Origin of the sequence: Niallia sp. NCCP-28 (genome assembly GCF_023168165.1) — a bacterium.
Classification (GTDB): domain Bacteria; phylum Bacillota; class Bacilli; order Bacillales; family Cytobacillaceae; genus Niallia.
Genome location: NZ_BQYJ01000001.1, coordinates 959,129 through 979,548, shown reverse-complemented (window position 1 = coordinate 979,548; position 20,420 = coordinate 959,129). Strand labels below are relative to the sequence as shown.

Here is a 20,420-nt window from a genome sequence, read left to right as displayed (position 1 = left end):
GAAAAATGAAAAAAGATGGAGGGATGTTAGAGTTCATCCGTCTTTTTTTATTTTACTAAAAAAGAAGGAAGTTTTGTTTTTTATCATAGAAAAAAGGATATTCTTTCTCTCTTTCGTTAAATGCCTGCACAATCCAATAGAAATTCTTTTAAAAAAATATAAAATAATAGTCAAAAAATGACGTTTACATGGTATCATAAAAACAAATGAAAAGAACTTTTACATACCTTTATTATAGATATAGGAATAAAAAATGGTCGGTGCTAGAACAGGGGGCTTCAAATGGATTACATAATTGGGGGAGTAGTCATTATTATATGTCTATTCTTGTCAGGATATCTTATCAAAAGAAAATACTATGGTTTAGTGGATGAGTTGGAAAATCGGAAAATGACTATTATGAATCGGCCGGTTTTAGAAGAACTTTCTAAGGTAAAGCAGCTAAATATGATTGGGCAAACAGAAGAGTTGTTTGAGCGATGGAGATCCGAATGGGATGATATTGTTACAGTCCAATTGCCTGAAGTGGAAGAAATGCTCCTTGATACAGAAGAATTTATTGATAAATATAAATTACATAAAGTAAAAAAAAATCAAAATAAAATTCATTTGAAATTAGAGCAAATCGAAAAATCAATTGAAAAAATGCTCCAGGAATTGGAGAATCTTGTTGGAAGTGAAGAAAAAAATAGAACAGAAATAGAAGGTTTAAAAGAGACTTATCGAGAAAGCAAAAAGACATTGCTTGCACATCGATATACTTTTGGAGAAACGGAACCTAAATTAGAAGCTATGCTTAAAGAAGTAGTTTCTTTATTAAATGATTATGAAGAGAATACAAAAAACGGAAATTATTTGGATGCGAGAAAGATTGTTCAGCAAATAGAAGAAAAATTAGCGTATATTCGCTTTTTAGTAGAAGCAATCCCTCCTATTTTAATGGAATGCAAAACAAAATTGCCCGAATCAATCAGTGAGCTAAAAGAAGGGTATAAAGCTATGCTGGAACAAGGCTTTATTTTGGAGCATATCCAATTGGAGGCGGAAGTTGAAGAAATAGAAAAAGAATTGAAGTTATGCAGTGAATTATTGCAGAATGGCGAAGTAGAGAGGATTCAAAGCATACTAGCAGAAGTTCAAGAAAAACTAGATTTATTATATGATTTATTGGAAAAAGAAGCGATAGCCAAAAACTATTCCACTAAAAATCTGGATGTGGTGAAAGGCATTTTGGCAGCTATAGGTGGTGCTAATGAGCGTTTGCAAGAAGAAGTCAGCTTGCTGCAAAGAAGCTATCATATTGATAATGAGGACTTGGAATTGCAATTTAAGCTTGAGACCAAACTAAAGCATCTATTCAAGCAATATGAAGTATTGGAACATAAGCTAATGCATGAGACAGCAGCGCATACTGTGCTGACAGAAGAATTAAAGCTTCTAAAGGAACAAATGGAAACTGTTGCCCAGGAGCAGCAAGTTCTATTTGACAAATTTTATGCATTAAGAAAAGATGAAGTGCTTGCACGCCAAAAAATGAAAGAATTAAGCAAAGAGATTGCAAATTCCATTAGAGTGGTAGCAAATAGCAATTTGCCTGGCGTAACAAAAGAATATAGCAGCCTGATAGACGAAGCAAAAGAAAGCATAGAAAAGCTAAAGTCTATTTTAAATGAAGCTCCATTGGATATTCCTGCTGTACATACATTGATTGGACAGGCAGAAAGCAATGTTGCTGCATTAGTGGAAGCGACAGATAAATTAGTGGAAACAGTAATGCTTGCAGAAAAAATCATTCAATATGGAAACAGGTACCGGAGAAAATATACGAAAGTAGAAAAAAGTTTATCTCAGGCAGAGGCTTCATTTAGGCACTATAAATATAGTGATGCACTAAGTCAAGCTGCTGCAGCAATCGAAGAAGTAGAACCAGGCAGCATAAAACGAATGGAAGCAATAGTGCTGGAAGAAAAAGAAAAAGAGAACCAATATAATTAATAAAGTAGCTAATAAAAAGGAAAAAGTGCAAAAGGTGTGTTGCTATGAAAAATAGCTTCTCACCTTTTTTGTCTATATAAAGGGCAATGATCTATATTTGCAAAATGAAGGTACTGTGATACCATATAAAGTTGCAAGCATAAGGAGGAGAAGGCTTTTGATATACTTAGATAACAGTGCTACTACAAAACCATTTCCTGATGTTGTAAAATCATATTCGACGGTAGCAACAGAGTTTTTTGGAAATCCTTCATCTTTACATTCTATAGGGGGGCAAGCAGAAAAGCTGCTTACACAAGCTCGAATGCAAATTGCCGATTTATTGGGTGTAAAAAGCAACGAGATTTACTTTACATCGGGAGGGACGGAAGGGAATAATTTTGCTTTAAAAGGTGCTGCCAATGCTTATCAAGGCAGAGGGAAACATATTATTACAACGGAAATAGAACATGATTCCATTCATAAAGTAATGGAACAATTGCAAGAAGATGGATTTACAATCACCTATCTTCCAGTCGATGAGAATGGTTTAGTCTCTGTTGAGGATATAAAAAGCAATATTCGCAAAGATACTAGCATTGTTTCAATCATGCACGTTAATAATGAAATAGGTTCTATTCAACCGATAGCAGAAATAGGTTCCGTGATAAAAAAGCAGAAACCATCAGTGCTATTTCATGTAGATGGAGTGCAGGGAATAGGGAAATTGCCTGTGGAGTTAAAAAAAGCAAACATTGATTTATATACCATTTCAGCACATAAGTTTCATGGATTAAAAGGAAATGGTGTTTTATATATAAGAGAAGGACTAGTGTTAGCTCCATTGCTAGCTGGAGGCGGACAAGAGAGAAATTATCGAAGTGGAACAGAAAATGTTGCTGGTGCAGTTTCAACCGCTAAGGCTTTGCGTATGCAACTAGACAACCAGCTGCATAAAAAGGACAAGCTCGTGGAACTTAATCGGTACTTGCGAGAGAATTTAGCCAAAATGGAAGATGTGGTGATACATTCTCCTTTAGATAAAAGTATACCTCATATTATTAATTTTTCTATTTTGGGAATTAAAGCAGAGGTATTTGTCCATGCATTGGAAAAACACAATATCTATCTTTCAACGACTAGCGCTTGCTCATCTAAAAGCAATACAGTAAGCAAAACACTTACAAGCATGGAAGTAGCAAAAGATGTAGCAGAGAGTTCTTTTCGCATTAGTCTTCACTATGACAATACATTGGAAGAAATAAAAATAACGATCGAAAAAATAGCGGACACAATAAAATGGCTAAGAGGTGTGATGAAATAAATGAAATATGATCGAATATTAATCCGATATGGTGAATTATCAACAAAAGGAAGAAATCGAAAAAAGTTTGTAGATCAATTGCATAAATCAGTGAAAATGGCGCTTGTTCCTTTTCCCTTTGCAAAAATTGAAGTGAAAAGAGAAAGAATGTATGTGCTCTTAAACGGAGAGAACGAAAAAGAGATTGCAAGAGCTTTAAAAAATATTTTTGGAATACAGTCGTTTAGTCCAGCAATTAAGTTGGAAAAAGATATTGATACAATGAAAGAGGCTGCATTAAAGTTAGTGTCTTCTATCTATCAAGAGGGAAAAACATTTAAAATTACGGCAAAAAGAGTCGATAAAACATTTTCTTTAGATACTGGGGAAATCAATTCTTTATTTGGCGGCCATCTTTTAAAAAATATTCCCGGCATAAAAGTAGATGTACGAAATCCTGATATTAATTTATTGATTGAAATAAGAGAAGAGGCAGTTTATTTATCTTGTGAAACAATACAGGGGGCACAAGGCCTTCCTTCAGGGACTAGTGGGAAAGCGATGTTAATGTTGTCTGGTGGATTAGACAGCCCAGTTGCAGGATACTTATCAATGAAAAGAGGATTAGAACTAGAAGGTGTTCATTTTTTTAGTCCACCATTCACCTCAGAAAGAGCAAAACAAAAGGTAATTGATATTTCCAAAAAATTAGCAAATAGAAATGGTCATTTTGTGCTGCATATTGTCCCTTTTACGGAAATTCAACAGCTTATTCATAAACAAATTCCAGAAAACTATACGATGACGGCAACAAGAAGGCTGATGCTTCGTATCACAGATGAAATCCGCAAAAGACAAGAAGCTTTAGCTATTGTTACCGGAGAAAGTCTGGGACAAGTTGCAAGCCAAACATTAGAAAGCATGTACGCTATTAATGATGTAACAAACACACCAATTTTAAGACCATTAATTGCGGTGGATAAAACAGAAATCATCAAAATTGCACGGGAAATAGATACACATGATATATCTATTAGGCCATATGAGGATTGCTGTACTGTGTTTGTGCCGTCATCACCAAAAACAAAACCTAAAAAAGAAAAAGTCCAGTTTTATGAAAGTTTTGTTGATTTTGAGCCAATGATTAAAGAGGCCGTTTCAAAAGTAGAGACAATAATCATCAAGCAAGGGGAAAAAATGGACGCTGAAAAAACTGAAGAGTCATTATTTTAATTGCTGGGATCCGACATCTAGAAGTTTGGAAATTGGCAGCATGGATATAATGAATGATTTATTGATAAAAATTACCAATATTTTTGATGAATGAAGACCATGTGTATTACACATTCTATTATCACAAGGAGGTGATACACATGGCAAACAACAACAGTTCAAATCAATTATTAGTACCTGGTGTTTCTCAAGCATTAGACCAAATGAAATATGAGATTGCAACAGAATTTGGAGTAAGTCTTGGTGCAGAAACAACAGCTCGCGCTAACGGTTCAGTTGGTGGAGAAATCACTAAACGTTTAGTTCAAATGGCTGAACAACAACTTGGTGGTTATGCAAAATAATTCCATATAATGGCTACTGGGAGTGAGGCATATGCCTCACTCCTTATTAGTTTTTGGCTATATAAAGCTCATTGTTGATTTTTATATTTTATAGATTAAAGCGAATGCCTCCTGCTGCAATCAACAGGCAAATTTAACAGAGTTTAATTTTTAAACAAGAATCAAGTTATTTATTTTAAAAAAATACTTCTAAATAGTATAATGACTAAAGTATATTTTTAAAATCCTAAATAATTATAGGGGGAAAAGAAATGAGTCGGCAAGACTTGATAGCACCACAAACATATAATTTTGTTTCAGAAATAGAAAAGTGTGCCCGTGATAAAAATCGTTTGGCATTAAAATGGGAAAATGAGGATGGAGAAACAAAAGAAATTACATATAACTCCCTTTTAAAGTTAGCGAATCAGATGGGAAATGTATTAAAAGACACAGGCTTAAAAAAAGGGGATGTCGTTTTAGTCATCGTTCCTCGATTAGTAGAAGCGTATCAGGTTTATTTGGCTGCTCTTAAAATAGGATTAACCATTCTGCCAAGTTCGGAAATGCTTCGGGCAAAAGATTTGCAGTATCGAATTCAGCATGGGGATGTAAAAGGGATCATCAGTTATTATCCATTTTTGGATGAACTGAAAAAAGTAGAAGAAATCAATTCACTGAAACGCTTTGTCATTGGAGAGGCAGTCGAAGGCTGGACTTATCTAGATGAGGAAGCAAAATCTGCTTCAGAAGATTTAGATATTTGTGAAACGGAAAAAACGGACACTGCTTTTATTTCTTATACATCTGGAACAACGGGAAATCCAAAAGGCGTAGTACATACACATGGCTGGGCATATGCTCATCTTCGAACTGCAGCGCCTAACTGGCTCTGTATTGAAGAAGGAGATTTAGTATGGGCAACTGCAGGCCCTGGATGGCAAAAATGGGTCTGGAGCCCGTTACTATCCGTATTGGGGTCTGGAGCAACAGGTTTTGTCTATCATGGAAAATTTAATCCTCGCAAATATTTGCAGCTGCTGGAAAAATATGAAGTGAATGTGCTTTGCTGTACACCAACGGAGTATCGTTTAATGGCAAAAGTGGAGGATATTGACACTTTCCAATTAACAAGTTTAAGAAGTGCTGTTTCAGCTGGAGAACCGTTAAATAGAGAAGTCATTGATGTGTTTAAAAAGCATTATAATTTGGATGTTCGAGATGGATATGGCCAAACGGAAAATACTTTATTATTAGGTATAACCAAAGGGGTCGATTTGCGCCCTGGGTCTATGGGGAAGCCGACCCCAGGAAATATAGTGGACATTGTCAATGAACATGGCAAGGTTTGTGCAGTGGGAGAAGTTGGAGATATTGCTGTACATAAAGATACACCAGCACTGTTTAAAGAATATTTCAAAGAGCCTGAAAGAACCAAAAATCAATTTAGAGGCGATTATTATATAACTGGTGATAGAGCAAAAAAAGATGAAAATGGATATTTTTGGTTTGAAGGAAGAAGCGATGATATTATCATTAGCTCTGGCTATACAATCGGACCATTTGAAGTGGAAGATGCTCTTGTGAAACATCCATCTGTAAAAGAATGTGCAGTAGTGGCAAGTCCAGATCCAATCAGAGGAAATATAGTAAAAGCTTTTGTTGTACTGCAAGATGGTGTAAAAGGAACAGCTGAATTAGTGAAAGAGCTGCAAACCTATGTAAAAGAATTAACGGCGCCTTATAAATATCCACGAAAGATAGAATTTATTGATGACTTGCCAAAAACAACTTCTGGGAAAACACGCCGTGTAGAATTAAGGGAAAATGAAAGCAAAAAATAAAGTGAAACTAACAATCAATAGGTTTTTCCGTGCTCCTCGATGATTGTAGCCTGAGGCCGCACAGGCGCTGCCGCAGGACGTGGAAGTCTGTGTACTTTTTATCAGGCTTTTGCGGACAAGTTTCTAGATATCTAGATTTTATCATTCAATTAAGTGGAGGAAAGTCCATTAATGTATGATAAACCAAACTATATCTTCTTTTGGAGAGGCTGTTTGCTAAAAGATTGTTGTCTTTTGGTAATTTCAACGAGTAAATCCATTGTTAAAACAGATTGATTGGAGTGAAAGGTGCAAGTTTTCTGTGGGATTAACGGGCCAGGCGAGAAGCAGAGGATGCTCACCGCCTGCTCTAAGGAAATCAGCCTGCTTCTTTAAAGCAGCAAAGTTTATGAAAACAGCTTTTGGAAAAGATAAGGAATAATAAAGGAATAAGCAGAATGTATCCTTAATATATACATGTCTGCTTATTTTTTATATGTAGAATAGGCTAGCAATCAAAAATTAGAATTATTGTTTTATACAGCTGATAGGTATAGGAGGAATCATGTGGGCTCATTAGTATACGGTGGAAATATATATACATTGCAACAAGAAGGACAGAAAGTGGAAGCAATTTTTTTTGAAAAGGGAAAAATAGTTGATTACGGACAAAAAAATATGTTAGAAAAGATATATCAAAATAGAATAAAAGAAAATATTGATCTATATGGCAACACTTTACTGCCTGGTTTTGTTGATAGCCATATGCATCTTGTCGGCTATGGAGAAAAACTGTTGAGGCTAGATTTGTCACGATGCCGATCAAAAGAAGAAGCATTAGAAAAGGTGGCTGCATTTGCCCGTGAGGTTCCTGAGGGAGAATGGATAATTGGCGATGGCTGGAATGAAAATTTATGGGTGGAAAAAACACCGATTACAAAAAAAGAATTGGACGATTATATTTTAAGTCATCCTATATTATTAAATAGAATATGCAAACATGCTGTCGCTGTTAATTCCAAGGCGCTTGAACTAGCGAGAGTAAATGAATTGACTCCTGTTCCTTATGGAGGGGTGATTGAACTGGATGAGAAGGGGCTGCTTACTGGAATATTAAAAGATCAAGCACAAGAACTTGTGAAAAAACATTTGCCTAAAGCAGCCGATTCATATGTAGAAAATGCTTTAAGAACAGCAATTAAAAATGCTTATCGTTTAGGTTTGACAGGTGCCCATACAGAAGATTTGAACTATTATCATGGGTATGTGGGAACATGTCGTGCATTTAAAAAAATAATCGAGGAAGAAGGGCATTTGTTTAGAGCCCACCTTCTGATCCATCATGAAGTTTTTTCAGATTTTGTAAAGTCTAAGGAAGCATATTTAAGTGGTGGGGAGTGGGTAGAATTTGGCGCAATAAAAATATTTGCGGATGGAGCATTTGGTGGAAGAACAGCTTTTTTAAGCAGACCTTATAAGGATGATCCAACAACAAGGGGTGTATCCATTTTTACACAGGAACAATTGAATGAGCTTGTAAAAAAAGCTCGGGACCAAGATATGCCAGTTGCTGTTCATGCTATTGGCGATGCTGCATTTGAAATGGTTCTTTGTGCTTTAGAAAAACATCCTTTAAAAGGAATTGGAAAAGATCGGCTAATTCATGCAACAATGCTTCGTGCCGATTTGCTTGATAGAGTAAAGCAATTGCCTGTTATTTTAGATATTCAGCCAAGTTTTGTCTCTTCCGATTTTCCTTGGGTGATCGAACGGCTTGGGGAAGAAAGTATGGATTATTGTTATGCCTGGAAAACACTGCTTAATGAAGGGCTTATTTGTGCAGGTGGCTCAGATGCGCCAATAGAATCAGCAGACCCTCTTTGTGGAATACAAGCAGCTGTGACAAGGACGAATACATTTGATGAAAAACAAAAAGGGTATAGGATGGCTGAAGCGCTGACAGTATATGAGGCAGTATGCTTGTATACAAAAGGAAGTGCGCTTGCTATTTGTCATGAAAAAGATCGAGGCATGATAGATATAGGATTTGCAGCAGATTTTACCGTGTTGGATCAAGATATTTTTGAAGTGGATGCAAAAGAAATTGATACATTAAAAGTGAAGAAAACGATTATTGGCGGCCAGATTATGTATGATGCCTCTATGCCGATTTAGAGATGCATATACAGGTAAAATAACATATAAGTAGCAATTAAACCATATATAGGAAATAGAAAGTCTTCTGCTAATTGCAGGAAAGAAATAGATGAAGGTTTGGCATGGTGATAAATAAAAAGGGACTAGCTAGTATAAGTAGCTGCTAGTTTTTTGAATATTGTCTTGTGGGAAATGATTTTAGATATTATAATGGTGGAATATTTCGTAAATAGAAAGAAGCGATAAAAATGGGAGAAAATAAAGTAAAGCAAGGTGTTATATTTGCAGGGATATCCTATTTAATATGGGGAATGTTTCCGGTGTATTGGAAACTTTTGCAGGGAGTAGGGGCAGATGAAATTTTAGCTAACAGGGTTATATGGTCTTTTATATTTATGGTTATTCTCGTTATCTCGACAAATAAATGGAAAAAAGTCATTTTGACGATTCAAGCTTTTAAAACAAATAAAAAGCAGGCTTTTCTTTTATTTGCGGCTTCTATTCTTGTAAGCTTTAATTGGTTTATTTATATATGGGCAGTTAATGCAGATAAAGTGATTGAAACAAGCCTTGGCTATTATATCAATCCCCTTGTAAGCGTACTTTTAGGAGTGCTTGTTTTAAAAGAAAAAATGAAGAGGGCACAAATCATTTCCTTTGTTTTAGCAGCAATCGGGGTGCTTATTTTAACTTTTTCTCATGGGAGTTTTCCATGGATTGCACTGTCTCTTGCTTTAACATTTGGATTGTATGGCTTAGCAAAAAAAATAATAGTATTAGATTCTGAAATTGGTTTAACAATCGAAACGTTGTTTATTACCCCAATTGCCCTCTTTTATATGGGCTATTTATTTGCGAGTGGGAGACATGAATTTCTTACTGGTTCAATGAGCATCAATATATTAATAATGGTTTCTGGTGTTTTAACAGCCATTCCTTTGCTGTTTTTTGCAAAAGGTGCACAAAGAATTCCTCTTTCCATGTTAGGGTTTATTCAGTATTTGACCCCGACCCTTACTTTAATTCTTGGCGTTTTTCTTTATCATGAAAAGTTTACAAATTCGCATTTAATGGCATTTATCTGCATTTGGTCGGCGTTAACCATATACAGCTTATCACAAACGAAATTATTTCGGATTTTTAATAAATCGAAAGCAGAGGTTTATAGTAAATAAGAAACTTCAATCAGTGGGGATTCTTCATCCCCCATCTAGATTTTTACAAAGGAATGGTAATGGTTCATTAGGAAAAACTAGTTGTAGTGATTAGGTTGATAATCTTTTTTTATTACACATAAAAGGAAAACTTGTACAGAAAGTATTATTTTTTGAAACATTTAATAAAGTTTAACGTATAGTTTTATAAGCAAAGAATAGCAGGAGGGAAAATATTTTGATGAATGGAAAACGCTGGGCAGCGTTGGGAATTGCCGCATTTTTATTTGTATTCTCTATTATCACAAGCATTGTATCAACAGCCATGACAACAGATGTGGAAGGAATATTCAATAGCTTTATGAATGCTGAAGAAGAGGCATTTGCTGAGGATGTTATACAAGATGGGGATGAATTGCAAAAAATTGCAGTATTAGAAATCGATGGAACGATACAAGATACTGGAGATGCAGAGTCGCTCCTTAGTTCAGCAGGTTATAATCATAAGTCCTTTATGGAGAAACTTAATTACATACAAGAAGATGATAGTGTCAAAGGCCTGATCATCAAAGTCAATTCACCAGGGGGCGGTGTTGTTGAAAGTGCGGAAATACACGATAAAATTGTAGAAATTCAAAAAAATTCAAAAAAACCTGTATATATTTCGATGGGATCTATGGCAGCTTCTGGCGGCTATTATATTTCCGCACCAGCAGATAAAATATTTGCAAGTCCTGAAACATTAACAGGATCTCTTGGAGTCATTATGCATGGCTATAATTTTAAAGGATTGGCAGAAAAATATGGAGTTGATTTTGTTACGATAAAAAGTGGCCCATATAAAGATATTATGAGTTCGACTAGAGAGATGACAAAAGAGGAAAAAGATATACTGCAAACCATGATTAATAATTCGTATGAAGGGTTTGTTAAGGTCATTGCAGATGGAAGAGGCATGTCTACGTCAGAAGTGAAAAAAATTGCAGATGGAAGAATATATGATGGCAGACAAGCAAAACAGTTAAATTTAATCGATGGATTTGGCTATTTTGATGATGTAATGGAACAGATGAAAAAAGATTATCATTTGAGCGATCCAATGGTAGTGAGCTATTCAGATAGCACTGGTTTAGCATCTATACTCGGGATGAGTGCCAACAAAATAATGGGTGAGGATAAGGAGTTAGTTAATATTCTAAAACTTGTCAGCCATACAAATTCTCCTCGTCTTATGTATTTATACGCAGAGTAGGGGAGGATGACAAATGACAAATCGATCAAATGAGGAAGAAACAGCAATAATTAAACAAATGGAAAATATGGAGCATGATGAAGAAGAAATAGTGAAAAAACAGCAAGAGCTCCATAATAATGCCTCTTTACAAGTCTTTGAAAATCCGACTTATCAATTTGCCGGGTTTTGGATGAGGTTTTGGGCATATTTAGTGGATTTGATTATTATTGGCAGTCTAAATCGGATTATCATACATCCTATATTTCGAGCTGCTGATATGCCTTTACATGAAAGCGGCATATTTACACCGATAAATATAACTACAGCTATTGTATTTTATTTGTATTTTGTTTTGATGACAAAATTTTTAAAACAAACATTAGGAAAGATGATTTTTGGATTAGAAGTAGTGCCGCTCAAAAAAGAAAGTTTATCTTGGGACACAGTTCTTTTCCGGGAATGGATTGGGCGCTTTATTTCTTCTAGTGTTATTATTCTTTATGCAATAGTTGCATTTTTACCTAAAAAACAAGGACTGCATGATTTATTTGCAGATACAGCTGTTGTCCATGTGCGATAAAAGCTCGCTGAATTTATGTGAAAAATATAAATGATATTCCTATAAACAAAGGTTCTTTTTGTATGCTTGATTATTTTATAACAAATTAATATATACAATCACTGCAAAAACAGTTTGAATAAAAAATCCCCTGTAAATTTTTTACGGGGGATTTTTTATTAGGAAGATCAGTTAATATAGTTAGTTTTATTATTGGTAAAAATAGTATATATATTTTTTTTTTACCAATAATAAAATGTTGAAGGGCGTGTATTAAGTGAAGCTTATATTAATTATTGGAATTATTTTATTTTCCTTGCTGCTGCTTTTATTCTTTTTGCTTTTAGTTACGAAGTCTACCATACATATCCGCTATTATCATAAAAAAGATAGTGATGATTTAACGATTGAGGTAAAACTATTATTTGGACTTATAAGATATAAAAAGAAAATTCCTCTTATTAAAATAGATGATAATTCTCCAACCATTGTGGTAAAGGAAGAAACAAAAATAAATGAATCACAGGAAGCAGGTACAAAAAAAACGAAACAATTTTCAGCAGAGGATTTAGTAGCTACCTTGGAGAATGCAAAGGAAATATTGTGGCATGTTGTTGGATTTCACCGCATTATTCGATCATTTTTATCAAAAGTGACCATTAAAAATATCGAATGGAGTTCAATTGTCGGTCTCGGCGATGCAGCACATACGGGAGCGGTTTCTGGGGCACTTTGGGCAGTAAAGGGAGGGATAATAGGCATAATAAGTCAATATATGCGAATGCAGAATATGCCTAAAATAAATATTTATCCCCAATTTCAGCGTGTTGCCTCTGAAACATTATTTACGTGTATGTTTCAATTTCGAATAGGGCATGCTATGTTTGCAGGTATTAAGATAATTAAATTTTGGAAGGGCGGATTTCCTCAGATTAAATCCACTGATACAACTACGTCTGTCCAAAAATAAATAATGATTATATGGAGGAATAGCAATATGTCAGATCATCCAATACAAGGCTTAATGACAACAGCAATGGAAAACCTAAAAGAAATGATTGATGTAAATACGATAATAGGGGATCCTGTGGAAACACCAGATGGAAGTGTAATTCTTACTGTATCCAAGGTTGGTTTTGGATTTGCTGCAGGTGGAAGTGAATTTACTTTGGAAAATCATTCTGCACAAGATAGTTCCTTCACAAAACATCCTTTTGGAGGAGGTAGCGGAGGAGGAGTTTCCATTACTCCTATTGCTTTTCTAATTGTTAATGCACAAGGTGTAAACATGGTTCATTTAGATGAAAGCACTCATTTATATGAAAAATTATTAGATTTTGCCCCTCAGGCAGTCGAGAAAGTTTCACAGATGTTCTCTAAAAATAATAATCAAGCATCCTCTGCAACTGCAAAACAAGAACCGCCTAAACCAAAAGAAGATATTGAATTTTAATATAAATACTTGTTGTTGATAAAGCGGCAAACTATATTATAATGGTCTGACATGCAAACAGGATTGGCATAAGGAGGCTTTTGCTTCTTATGCCCGCCAAAAGAATGTCAGACCATTTTTAATGCTGAATAGAACGTTTTCGTTGCAAATACATATTCTTAGCGATATGATAGTCAAAGAATATACATATGATGAAGTACTGGAGGAAGAGAAATGGCGTCTATTACTTTTAAAAATAACCCTGTAACACTTATTGGAACTGAAGTGAAAGTCGGTGATAAAGCACCTGACTTTACCGTATTGGCAAATGATATGTCTGCTGTTACATTAGACAGTTCAAAAGGAAAGGTTCGTTTATTTAGTGTCATCCCTTCAATTGATACAGGTGTTTGCGATGCGCAGACACGCCGCTTTAATGAAGAGGCAGCAAAACTGGATAATGTACAAATTCTTACAGTTAGTGTGGATTTGCCTTTTGCTCAAAGAAGATGGTGTGCGGCTTCTGGGATTGATAATGTTATAACGGTTTCTGATCATAAAGACCTTTCTTTCGGAAAAGCGTATGGAGTAGCAATTGAAGAACTGCGTTTGCTCGCTCGTGCAATTTTTGTTGTGGATTCAACTGATACAGTAACTTATGTTGAATATGTATCGGAAGCAAGCAATCATCCAGATTATGAAAAAGCAATTGAAGCGGCAAAACAAGCAAAATAATAAAAACGAAGACAATCCAAAAAGATGCTGTATGAAAAAAGTCTCGGAAATATTTTCGAGATTTTTTTCTGTTAACCCTGATGGGAAAAATCTAGAAAAATAAGTGGCATTAATATGCAGCAATGTTCATGTGTCTAAATGATAAGATAGACGATGATTGTTTGTGTCAGGTGAAAGCAATCTTACTATACAAACACAATTGGGTAAAAAACATACTATAGAATAGGTGGTAGAAAAAATGAAAATGGTTCCGGTTGAAGAACTATTTACAGTTTTTAGCGAAACAGCAACATTGTTACAGGAAGAGATGGGATGTACGTATTTAGAAGCATTGGCCAATACGGGTGAGAATATGTTCCAAGAAGCAATTTTACAAGCTGATTTAAGTGAATATGGCAGGAAAAAACTAAAAAAGAGCTATGAATCAATTTCTCTCGATAAATATAGCAAAGAAGAGATACGAAAGAGTTTTCAATTAGCGATATTAAAAGGAATGCAGGAAAATATTCAGTCGAATCATCAAATGACCCCAGATTCAATAGGCATGTTTATTGGCTATTTAGTGCAAAAACTGTATAAGCACAAGGAAATGAGACTTCTTGACTTAGCCGTAGGAACAGGGAATCTCTTAACAACAGTAATGAATCAACAGCCTGAAAAAGTCATAGAAGCATATGGGGTAGAAATAGACGATTTATTATTGAAGCTTGGTTTTGTGAATGCAAATTTACAAGAGCAGCCAATTCAATTCTATAATCAAGACAGTTTGGGAAAATTATTTATTGATCCTGTTGATTTAGCTGTAAGCGATCTGCCTATTGGCTATTATCCAAATGATATTGGTGCAAGTGACTATAAATTAAAGTCAGATAATGGCCACTCTTATGCACATCATTTGTTTATTGAACAAAGCATTAACCACTTGAAATCTGGTGGCTATCTTTTCTGCATGATACCAAATAATTTGTTTGAAAGTGAGCAGGCAGATAAGCTGCATCAATTTTTTAAAGAAACGGTCCATATTCAAGCGATTATGCAGTTGCCATTAACACTATTCAAAAGTAAACAGGCAGCAAAAAGCATTTTAGTGGTACAGAAAAAGGGCGAAGGAATAGAAGCTCCAAAACAAGTGCTTTTGGCTAATGTGCCAAGTCTTTCTAATATGGGAAAAATGGAAAAAATATTAGCGGATATTGAAAAATGGGTAAAAGATAATAAATAATGTTATAAAACAGAATTCTTCTATTATATAGTAGTTTTCGGTGATTTTAAGGTAAAGTTTGTCAAAAAAATGAAAAATAGCAAGAAAATCGTAAAAAATGGCAAATCTGTTGATTAAGTGCTTGAAATGTTTGTAGTACAATGTTTAAATGGTAAATTGAGAGATATTTGTGATGTCTGTTGTACACAATAAGGTTGTTCCATGTCAGGCATGCGTATAAAACTGTTGTTATATAAAAGGAGCGTATATAAATTTATGTCGAAAATTATTGCAATTAATGCGGGTAGTTCTTCATTAAAATTTCAGCTTTTTGAAATGCCAAGTGAAGAAGTTATCACAAAAGGATTAATCGAACGTATTGGGCTAAATGATGCAGTTTTTAATATTTCTGCAAATGGCGAAAAAATTAAAGAAGTAACAGAAATTCCTGATCATGAGGTAGCTGTTAAAATTCTTTTGAATAAATTAACAGAACTTGGAATTATTGCTTCTTTAGATGAAATCGAAGGAATTGGCCATCGTGTTGTACATGGTGGAGAAGAGTTTTCCGATTCTGCAGTAATCACACCAGAAGTAATTGAAAAAATTGATGCTTTATCTGAGTTGGCTCCATTGCACAACCCAGCAAATCTGACAGGAATTCGTGCGTTCCAACAAGTGTTGCCAAATGTTCCTGCAGTTGCGGTGTTTGATACAGCTTTCCATCAAACTATGCCAGAAAGCGCATATTTATATAGCCTTCCTTACGAATACTATGAAAAGTATGGCATGCGCAAATATGGTTTCCATGGTACAAGCCATAAGTACGTTTCTCAACGTGCGGCAGAATTATTAGGCCGTCCGATTGACCAATTGCGTTTAATTTCTTGCCATTTAGGTAATGGAGCAAGCATTGCAGCAATTGATGGAGGCCGATCAATTGATACATCAATGGGATTCACACCTTTAGCAGGTGTAACAATGGGTACACGTTCTGGTAATATTGACCCTGCGCTTATTCCGTTCATTATGGATAAAACAAATACTACTGCTGATGAAGTTCTTCAAGTATTAAATAAAAAGAGTGGACTTTTAGGTATCTCTGGCTTCTCAAGTGACTTGCGTGACATCACAGAAGCTGCAAATGAAGGAAATGATCGTGCAGAACTTGCTTTAACAGTATTTGCTGACAGCATTCATAAATACATTGGTTCATACGCTGCTGGAATGAATGGTGTTGATGCAATCATTTTCACAGCTGGAATTGGTGAAAACAGTGAAGTAGTACGTTCAAGAGTATTAAAAGGACTAGAGTTTATGGGCGTATACTGGGACCCAACTTTAAACAAAATCTCTGGAGAAGAATCATTTATTAATTACCCTCATTCTCCAGTTAAAGTAATGGTTATTCCTACAAATGAAGAAGTAATGATCGCACGTGATGTAGTAAGACTTGCAAAATAATAATCAACAATAAAAATCCGAATTTCGTCATTTAATCGAAATTCGGATTTTTGTTGTTGATTGTTAATAAAATAATGAATAGCACAAACTATATGGCACTTTTTCCAGTTGTTGTCTAAATATGGTATCCTCATTTATATAAAGTGGTTTATTCTATTTGTTGGAGGAGATAAAGTGATTTTGACTAAAAGTGATTATTATTATTTAGAAAAGATAAAAACATGGGAAAAAGAATTAGCAAATCATCAACCAGTCAATGTGAAAATATATCAAAAATATATGGAATTAGGACTTTCTTTTTTGCCGGAAACGACAAAAGAACAAATATATATGCTGTTAGACAGTTCCTTGTTTCACTTTCATTCCATTTTGTTTAACTCCACTTTTCAGAAAAATACGGCAGATAAATTGATCGACTCAGCAAGATTATTTAATGCAGATATTGTTCAATTGGAAGAAATAAAAATATTAACAAGTGATCAATTATATGCCATTGCAAAACAGCAAATAGCCTATTACCGCCTCCTTGCATTTGGCCAAGGTGCAGCTTCAGGGAGTGGAAAAACCTCCTTTTTGCTTAGTGATCTTCTCGCAGTTTTAGCAATCAATCTGCGCTCCATTCAAGTTATTGCATCCATTTATGGAAGACCTGCTAATAGTCCTTATGAAATTATGACTGTTTTAAAAGTATTTCATGCAGCGTGTTTGCCTAAGATGGTGCAAAAAGAAGCATGGAATCAGTTAATGGCTGAATTAGATAATTATCGGGAAGAGTTTTTTTATAAAGGTACGGAAGAGATAATGGATGAACACGTTTTTTCATTGTTATTAAAGCAAAGTATAAAAATCATCCTTATTTTACACTTTAGTAAAAAATCTCCTTATTTCAGCATATTGTTTGGTGGAGGAGCCAATTACCAATTTACTAAAAAAATAACTGATTTTGCACATAACTATTATCAAAAAAGCTATTTGGATTTAAAAAAAGCAGCTGATTAATAAGTAAAAAGCTACATAGAGATTGAAATCTCCTTATGAAGAAAAAAGGATTTGACAGTTAGAGGATAAATTTTTTAAAGGAGCAGTCAAAGGATATGAAAGAAGAAAATAAGATGGCTGAATTTAGAGCAGAACAAAAACGTCTTCTTTATACAAAAAATTATATGAATGAAGTAATAGCAGAAGCGAAGCAGAATCAAGGCAACCTACAGGAAAATATGAAGCAGGCAATGGGAAATGCTGATTTATTGGATAGTAGTTTAAGTTATATTAACTTATTAACAAATAGCAAGTTTTTGCAAACTGCGACAACAGAATTGAATATTCTGCAGAGAATATTGGAGGCGCCTTATTTTGCACGAATAGATTATCAGATGAAGGATAAAAAGACAAAAGGAATATATTATATTGGAAAAACGTCTCTTTATGAAAAAGAAACGCAGCAGCCAATTATTGTTGATTGGAGATCACCTATTGCTAATGTTTATTATGATGGAAGATTAGGAGAAGTGTCCTATGAGGTGGATGACGAAATAATCGAAGGACATTTGTCATTAAAGAGGCAATATAAAATAGAGAAAGGAGAACTTATTGATTATCAGGATATTGATTTAACTACAACGGATAAATTGCTGCAGGAATCTTTAGCCGGAAAGGCAGACCAGCGTTTAACAGAAATAATTACAACCATTCAGGCAGAACAAAATGTAGTCATTCGCGCAGACCTTAATCGGCCAATTATTGTTCAAGGTGCAGCAGGCAGTGGAAAAACAACGATTGCCCTGCATCGAATCTCTTATTTCATTTACCATTATGCAAAATATTTTCAGCCAGAGCAGCTTATGATTTTAGCTCCAAATAACATGTTTATTGGCTATCTCGCAGATGCTCTTCCAGATCTTGGAGTAGAAAAAATCAGACAAACAACCTATATTGATTATGTACGATTATGCATTGGCAAAAACATAAAAATGGTAAAGTCTACTGAAAAATTGATCTCTTTGCTTCACCATTCATTAGAAAAAGAGGATATGACCAAATGGCTTGCACAATTTAAAGGGTCATTGACTTACAAAAAAATAATAGATCAATATTTAAATGATATATGTGATAACATGTGTCCACAAGAAGACTTTCGCATTGAAAAATTCCCTTTGTATGGGGCGAAAAAATTGCAGCGGCTTTTTAAAACAGAATATAATTATCTTCCCCTTGTGAAACGAAAAGAAAAAATTAAAGGGATTTTGCAAGCAGATTTGAAACGGAAAAAAAGTATCATCTTCACAAAACTAACAGAAAAGTACGAAGCTGCACTAGATCGCGCTTTGCAAATAAAAGATGATGAAAAAAGAAAAGAGCGAGTTGTCTATTTTTTAGATACAAAAACAGAAAGACTAGATGCGGTGAAAAAGGAAGCAGCGTCAGCTGTTAGGAAATATGCTGCTAAAATCCCTGTAGATACTTTATATGGATATTATCAACAATTATTTGGAAGTAAAGAGATATTTAAAAAATATGCAGGCGATTATCTTTCTGAAGAGGAGATAAACTTTATCGTAGATTTCCAAACAAACCTTCTTCAAGAGAAAAAAGTAGAAATTGAAGATTTTGGTGCGCTTTTTTATTTGCAGTACAAAATATTTGGCATTGATAAAAAATATAAAGCAAAAAATGTAGTAATAGATGAAGTGCAAGATTACAGCGAATTCCAGCTATATGCTTTAAAAGCTGGACTAGAAACGGATATGTTTACACTTGTTGGCGATTTAGCTCAAGGCATTCATTCTTATCGTGGGCTAAAAAACTGGGATGCTTTAAGGAAAACTGTTTTTCCCCGAGCGAATTATATGACATTACAGAAAAGCTATCGAACAACGATTGAAATTATGCAGATGGCAAATGATGTATTAGCACTGCTTGATGAAGATCTTCCGAAAGTAAAGCCAGTTGTCCGCCACGGAGACAAGCCGGTTTTTCATCCTTTTCATAATCAAAAGGAATTAGTAGAGAAAGTAGATGCTAAAATACAAGCTGTTCAAAAAGAAGGGTATCATTCTATTGCTGTCATTGGAAAAACAGAAGAAGAGTGTAAAAAAATATACAAGCATTTAAAAAAAAGCAAAAACTATGAAGCTCAGTTGCTTCGGGAAAACGAAGAATTAAAAAAAGACCATGTAATAATTGTCCCAAGCTATCTATCAAAAGGATTAGAATTTGATGCTGTTGTGATTTTTTCTCTTGATGAGTGTTTTCATTTGGAGGAAATAGAAATAAAGCTTCTTTATGTAGCAATGACAAGACCTATGCACAAGCTTGATCTTTTTGCCAAATCCCAAAAAGATTTATTGCTAGATTATGTGAATGAAGTTAATTATGATCAGCAATAAAATAAGCAGTGAATCAAGAGTATGAAAAGACAGAAGCAATAGATAAACAGGGAGGTGCAATCCCAGTAGCAGAAATATTAGATGTTTGCTGTTTTGGCTGCATCAGGATTAACTGGCACTGTTTGTTTTGCGATGGAGAAGCTAATCATGTCTTAAGCTGATTCATGTTATTAGCAAATTACATAAATGATGTATAAATTACTGCATAAAGAGAGAGGGAGATTTTGCCTCTCTTTTTTTATTGAAGCAAAAAAAGAAAATCAACTTTTATGTGAATAGAGGGAGCGATATCCGTATCTAACAGTGCAGGGATAAAATACTGTAATTCTCATAAATATATATTTTTTTTTATATTTTTATAAATTACTATTGAATTTCCTAGAAAAAGTTGTTAAAGTGTTTAGTATAGTTTTTGAATAAAAATATAAATTAATGAATATTT

16 protein-coding genes are annotated in these 20,420 nt (G+C 34.5%); all 16 read left to right on the top strand.

Features of this window, described 5'->3' with window-relative positions; genetic code table 11:
- The first annotated feature begins 282 nt into the window (after nt 1–282).
- The 16 genes from ezrA (at nt 283) to helD (ending at nt 19,978) form a co-directional block, all read left to right on the top strand.
- Complete coding sequence (gene ezrA / locus NCCP28_RS04830; protein ID WP_248560230.1) at nt 283–1,995, top strand: septation ring formation regulator EzrA; 1,713 nt, start codon at nt 283–285, stop codon at nt 1,993–1,995.
- 157 nt (nt 1,996–2,152) lie between these two features.
- Complete coding sequence (locus NCCP28_RS04825; protein WP_248560229.1) at nt 2,153–3,298, top strand: cysteine desulfurase family protein; 1,146 nt, start codon at nt 2,153–2,155, stop codon at nt 3,296–3,298.
- The gene (thiI, locus tag NCCP28_RS04820; RefSeq protein WP_248560228.1) at nt 3,299–4,510 is read left to right on the top strand and encodes a tRNA uracil 4-sulfurtransferase ThiI; all 1,212 of its coding nucleotides are present in this window, start codon (nt 3,299–3,301) and stop codon (nt 4,508–4,510) included.
- A 140-nt stretch (nt 4,511–4,650) separates the two neighbouring features.
- Nucleotides 4,651–4,854, top strand: a complete 204-nt coding sequence (locus NCCP28_RS04815; protein WP_101175688.1) for an alpha/beta-type small acid-soluble spore protein — start codon at nt 4,651–4,653, stop codon at nt 4,852–4,854.
- Between the two features lie 251 nt (nt 4,855–5,105).
- Nucleotides 5,106–6,677, top strand: coding sequence for an acyl-CoA synthetase MbcS (gene mbcS, locus NCCP28_RS04810; protein ID WP_248560227.1), 1,572 nt, complete (start codon nt 5,106–5,108; stop codon nt 6,675–6,677).
- 546 nt (nt 6,678–7,223) lie between these two features.
- Nucleotides 7,224–8,831, top strand: coding sequence for an amidohydrolase (locus NCCP28_RS04805; protein ID WP_248560226.1), 1,608 nt, complete (start codon nt 7,224–7,226; stop codon nt 8,829–8,831).
- A 230-nt stretch (nt 8,832–9,061) separates the two neighbouring features.
- Complete coding sequence (gene rarD / locus NCCP28_RS04800; RefSeq protein WP_248560225.1) at nt 9,062–9,988, top strand: EamA family transporter RarD; 927 nt, start codon at nt 9,062–9,064, stop codon at nt 9,986–9,988.
- Between the two features lie 220 nt (nt 9,989–10,208).
- Nucleotides 10,209–11,219 carry a signal peptide peptidase SppA gene (gene sppA / locus NCCP28_RS04795; RefSeq protein ID WP_248560302.1) on the top strand — a complete coding sequence of 337 codons (1,011 nt, stop codon included), beginning with the start codon at nt 10,209–10,211 and terminating at the stop codon, nt 11,217–11,219.
- A 13-nt stretch (nt 11,220–11,232) separates the two neighbouring features.
- The gene (locus tag NCCP28_RS04790) at nt 11,233–11,781 is read left to right on the top strand and encodes an RDD family protein (RefSeq protein ID WP_248560224.1); all 549 of its coding nucleotides are present in this window, start codon (nt 11,233–11,235) and stop codon (nt 11,779–11,781) included.
- A gap of 256 nt (nt 11,782–12,037) precedes the next feature.
- Nucleotides 12,038–12,730: a DUF2953 domain-containing protein gene (locus tag NCCP28_RS04785; protein WP_248560223.1), complete on the top strand. Its 693-nt coding sequence runs from the start codon at nt 12,038–12,040 to the stop codon at nt 12,728–12,730.
- A 27-nt stretch (nt 12,731–12,757) separates the two neighbouring features.
- Nucleotides 12,758–13,213, top strand: coding sequence for a GerW family sporulation protein (ytfJ, locus tag NCCP28_RS04780; protein WP_101175694.1), 456 nt, complete (start codon nt 12,758–12,760; stop codon nt 13,211–13,213).
- Nucleotides 13,214–13,426: 213 nt separating this feature from the next.
- The gene (gene tpx, locus NCCP28_RS04775; RefSeq protein ID WP_248560222.1) at nt 13,427–13,927 is read left to right on the top strand and encodes a thiol peroxidase; all 501 of its coding nucleotides are present in this window, start codon (nt 13,427–13,429) and stop codon (nt 13,925–13,927) included.
- Nucleotides 13,928–14,165: 238 nt separating this feature from the next.
- A complete protein-coding gene (locus NCCP28_RS04770) occupies nt 14,166–15,149 on the top strand; it encodes a class I SAM-dependent methyltransferase (protein ID WP_248560221.1) in 984 nt (327 codons plus the stop codon).
- A gap of 255 nt (nt 15,150–15,404) precedes the next feature.
- A complete protein-coding gene (locus NCCP28_RS04765; protein ID WP_248560220.1) occupies nt 15,405–16,592 on the top strand; it encodes an acetate kinase in 1,188 nt (395 codons plus the stop codon).
- Between the two features lie 174 nt (nt 16,593–16,766).
- Nucleotides 16,767–17,591 (top strand): EcsC family protein, encoded by an 825-nt coding sequence (locus NCCP28_RS04760; RefSeq protein WP_248560219.1) that lies wholly within the window; start codon nt 16,767–16,769, stop codon nt 17,589–17,591.
- Nucleotides 17,592–17,686: 95 nt separating this feature from the next.
- The gene (gene helD / locus NCCP28_RS04755; RefSeq protein WP_248560218.1) at nt 17,687–19,978 is read left to right on the top strand and encodes an RNA polymerase recycling motor HelD; all 2,292 of its coding nucleotides are present in this window, start codon (nt 17,687–17,689) and stop codon (nt 19,976–19,978) included.
- Nucleotides 19,979–20,420 lie beyond the last annotated feature (442 nt).

Coding starts and splice junctions, on each gene's coding strand:
- sppA (WP_248560302.1), top strand. CDS start 10,209: ATGAATGGAAAACGCTGGGCAGCGTTGGGAATTGCCGCATTTTTATTT.
- NCCP28_RS04765 (WP_248560220.1), top strand. CDS start 15,405: ATGTCGAAAATTATTGCAATTAATGCGGGTAGTTCTTCATTAAAATTT.
- ezrA (WP_248560230.1), top strand. CDS start 283: ATGGATTACATAATTGGGGGAGTAGTCATTATTATATGTCTATTCTTG.
- rarD (WP_248560225.1), top strand. CDS start 9,062: ATGGGAGAAAATAAAGTAAAGCAAGGTGTTATATTTGCAGGGATATCC.
- ytfJ (WP_101175694.1), top strand. CDS start 12,758: ATGTCAGATCATCCAATACAAGGCTTAATGACAACAGCAATGGAAAAC.
- thiI (WP_248560228.1), top strand. CDS start 3,299: ATGAAATATGATCGAATATTAATCCGATATGGTGAATTATCAACAAAA.
- helD (WP_248560218.1), top strand. CDS start 17,687: ATGAAAGAAGAAAATAAGATGGCTGAATTTAGAGCAGAACAAAAACGT.
- mbcS (WP_248560227.1), top strand. CDS start 5,106: ATGAGTCGGCAAGACTTGATAGCACCACAAACATATAATTTTGTTTCA.
- NCCP28_RS04770 (WP_248560221.1), top strand. CDS start 14,166: ATGAAAATGGTTCCGGTTGAAGAACTATTTACAGTTTTTAGCGAAACA.
- NCCP28_RS04815 (WP_101175688.1), top strand. CDS start 4,651: ATGGCAAACAACAACAGTTCAAATCAATTATTAGTACCTGGTGTTTCT.
- NCCP28_RS04790 (WP_248560224.1), top strand. CDS start 11,233: ATGACAAATCGATCAAATGAGGAAGAAACAGCAATAATTAAACAAATG.
- tpx (WP_248560222.1), top strand. CDS start 13,427: ATGGCGTCTATTACTTTTAAAAATAACCCTGTAACACTTATTGGAACT.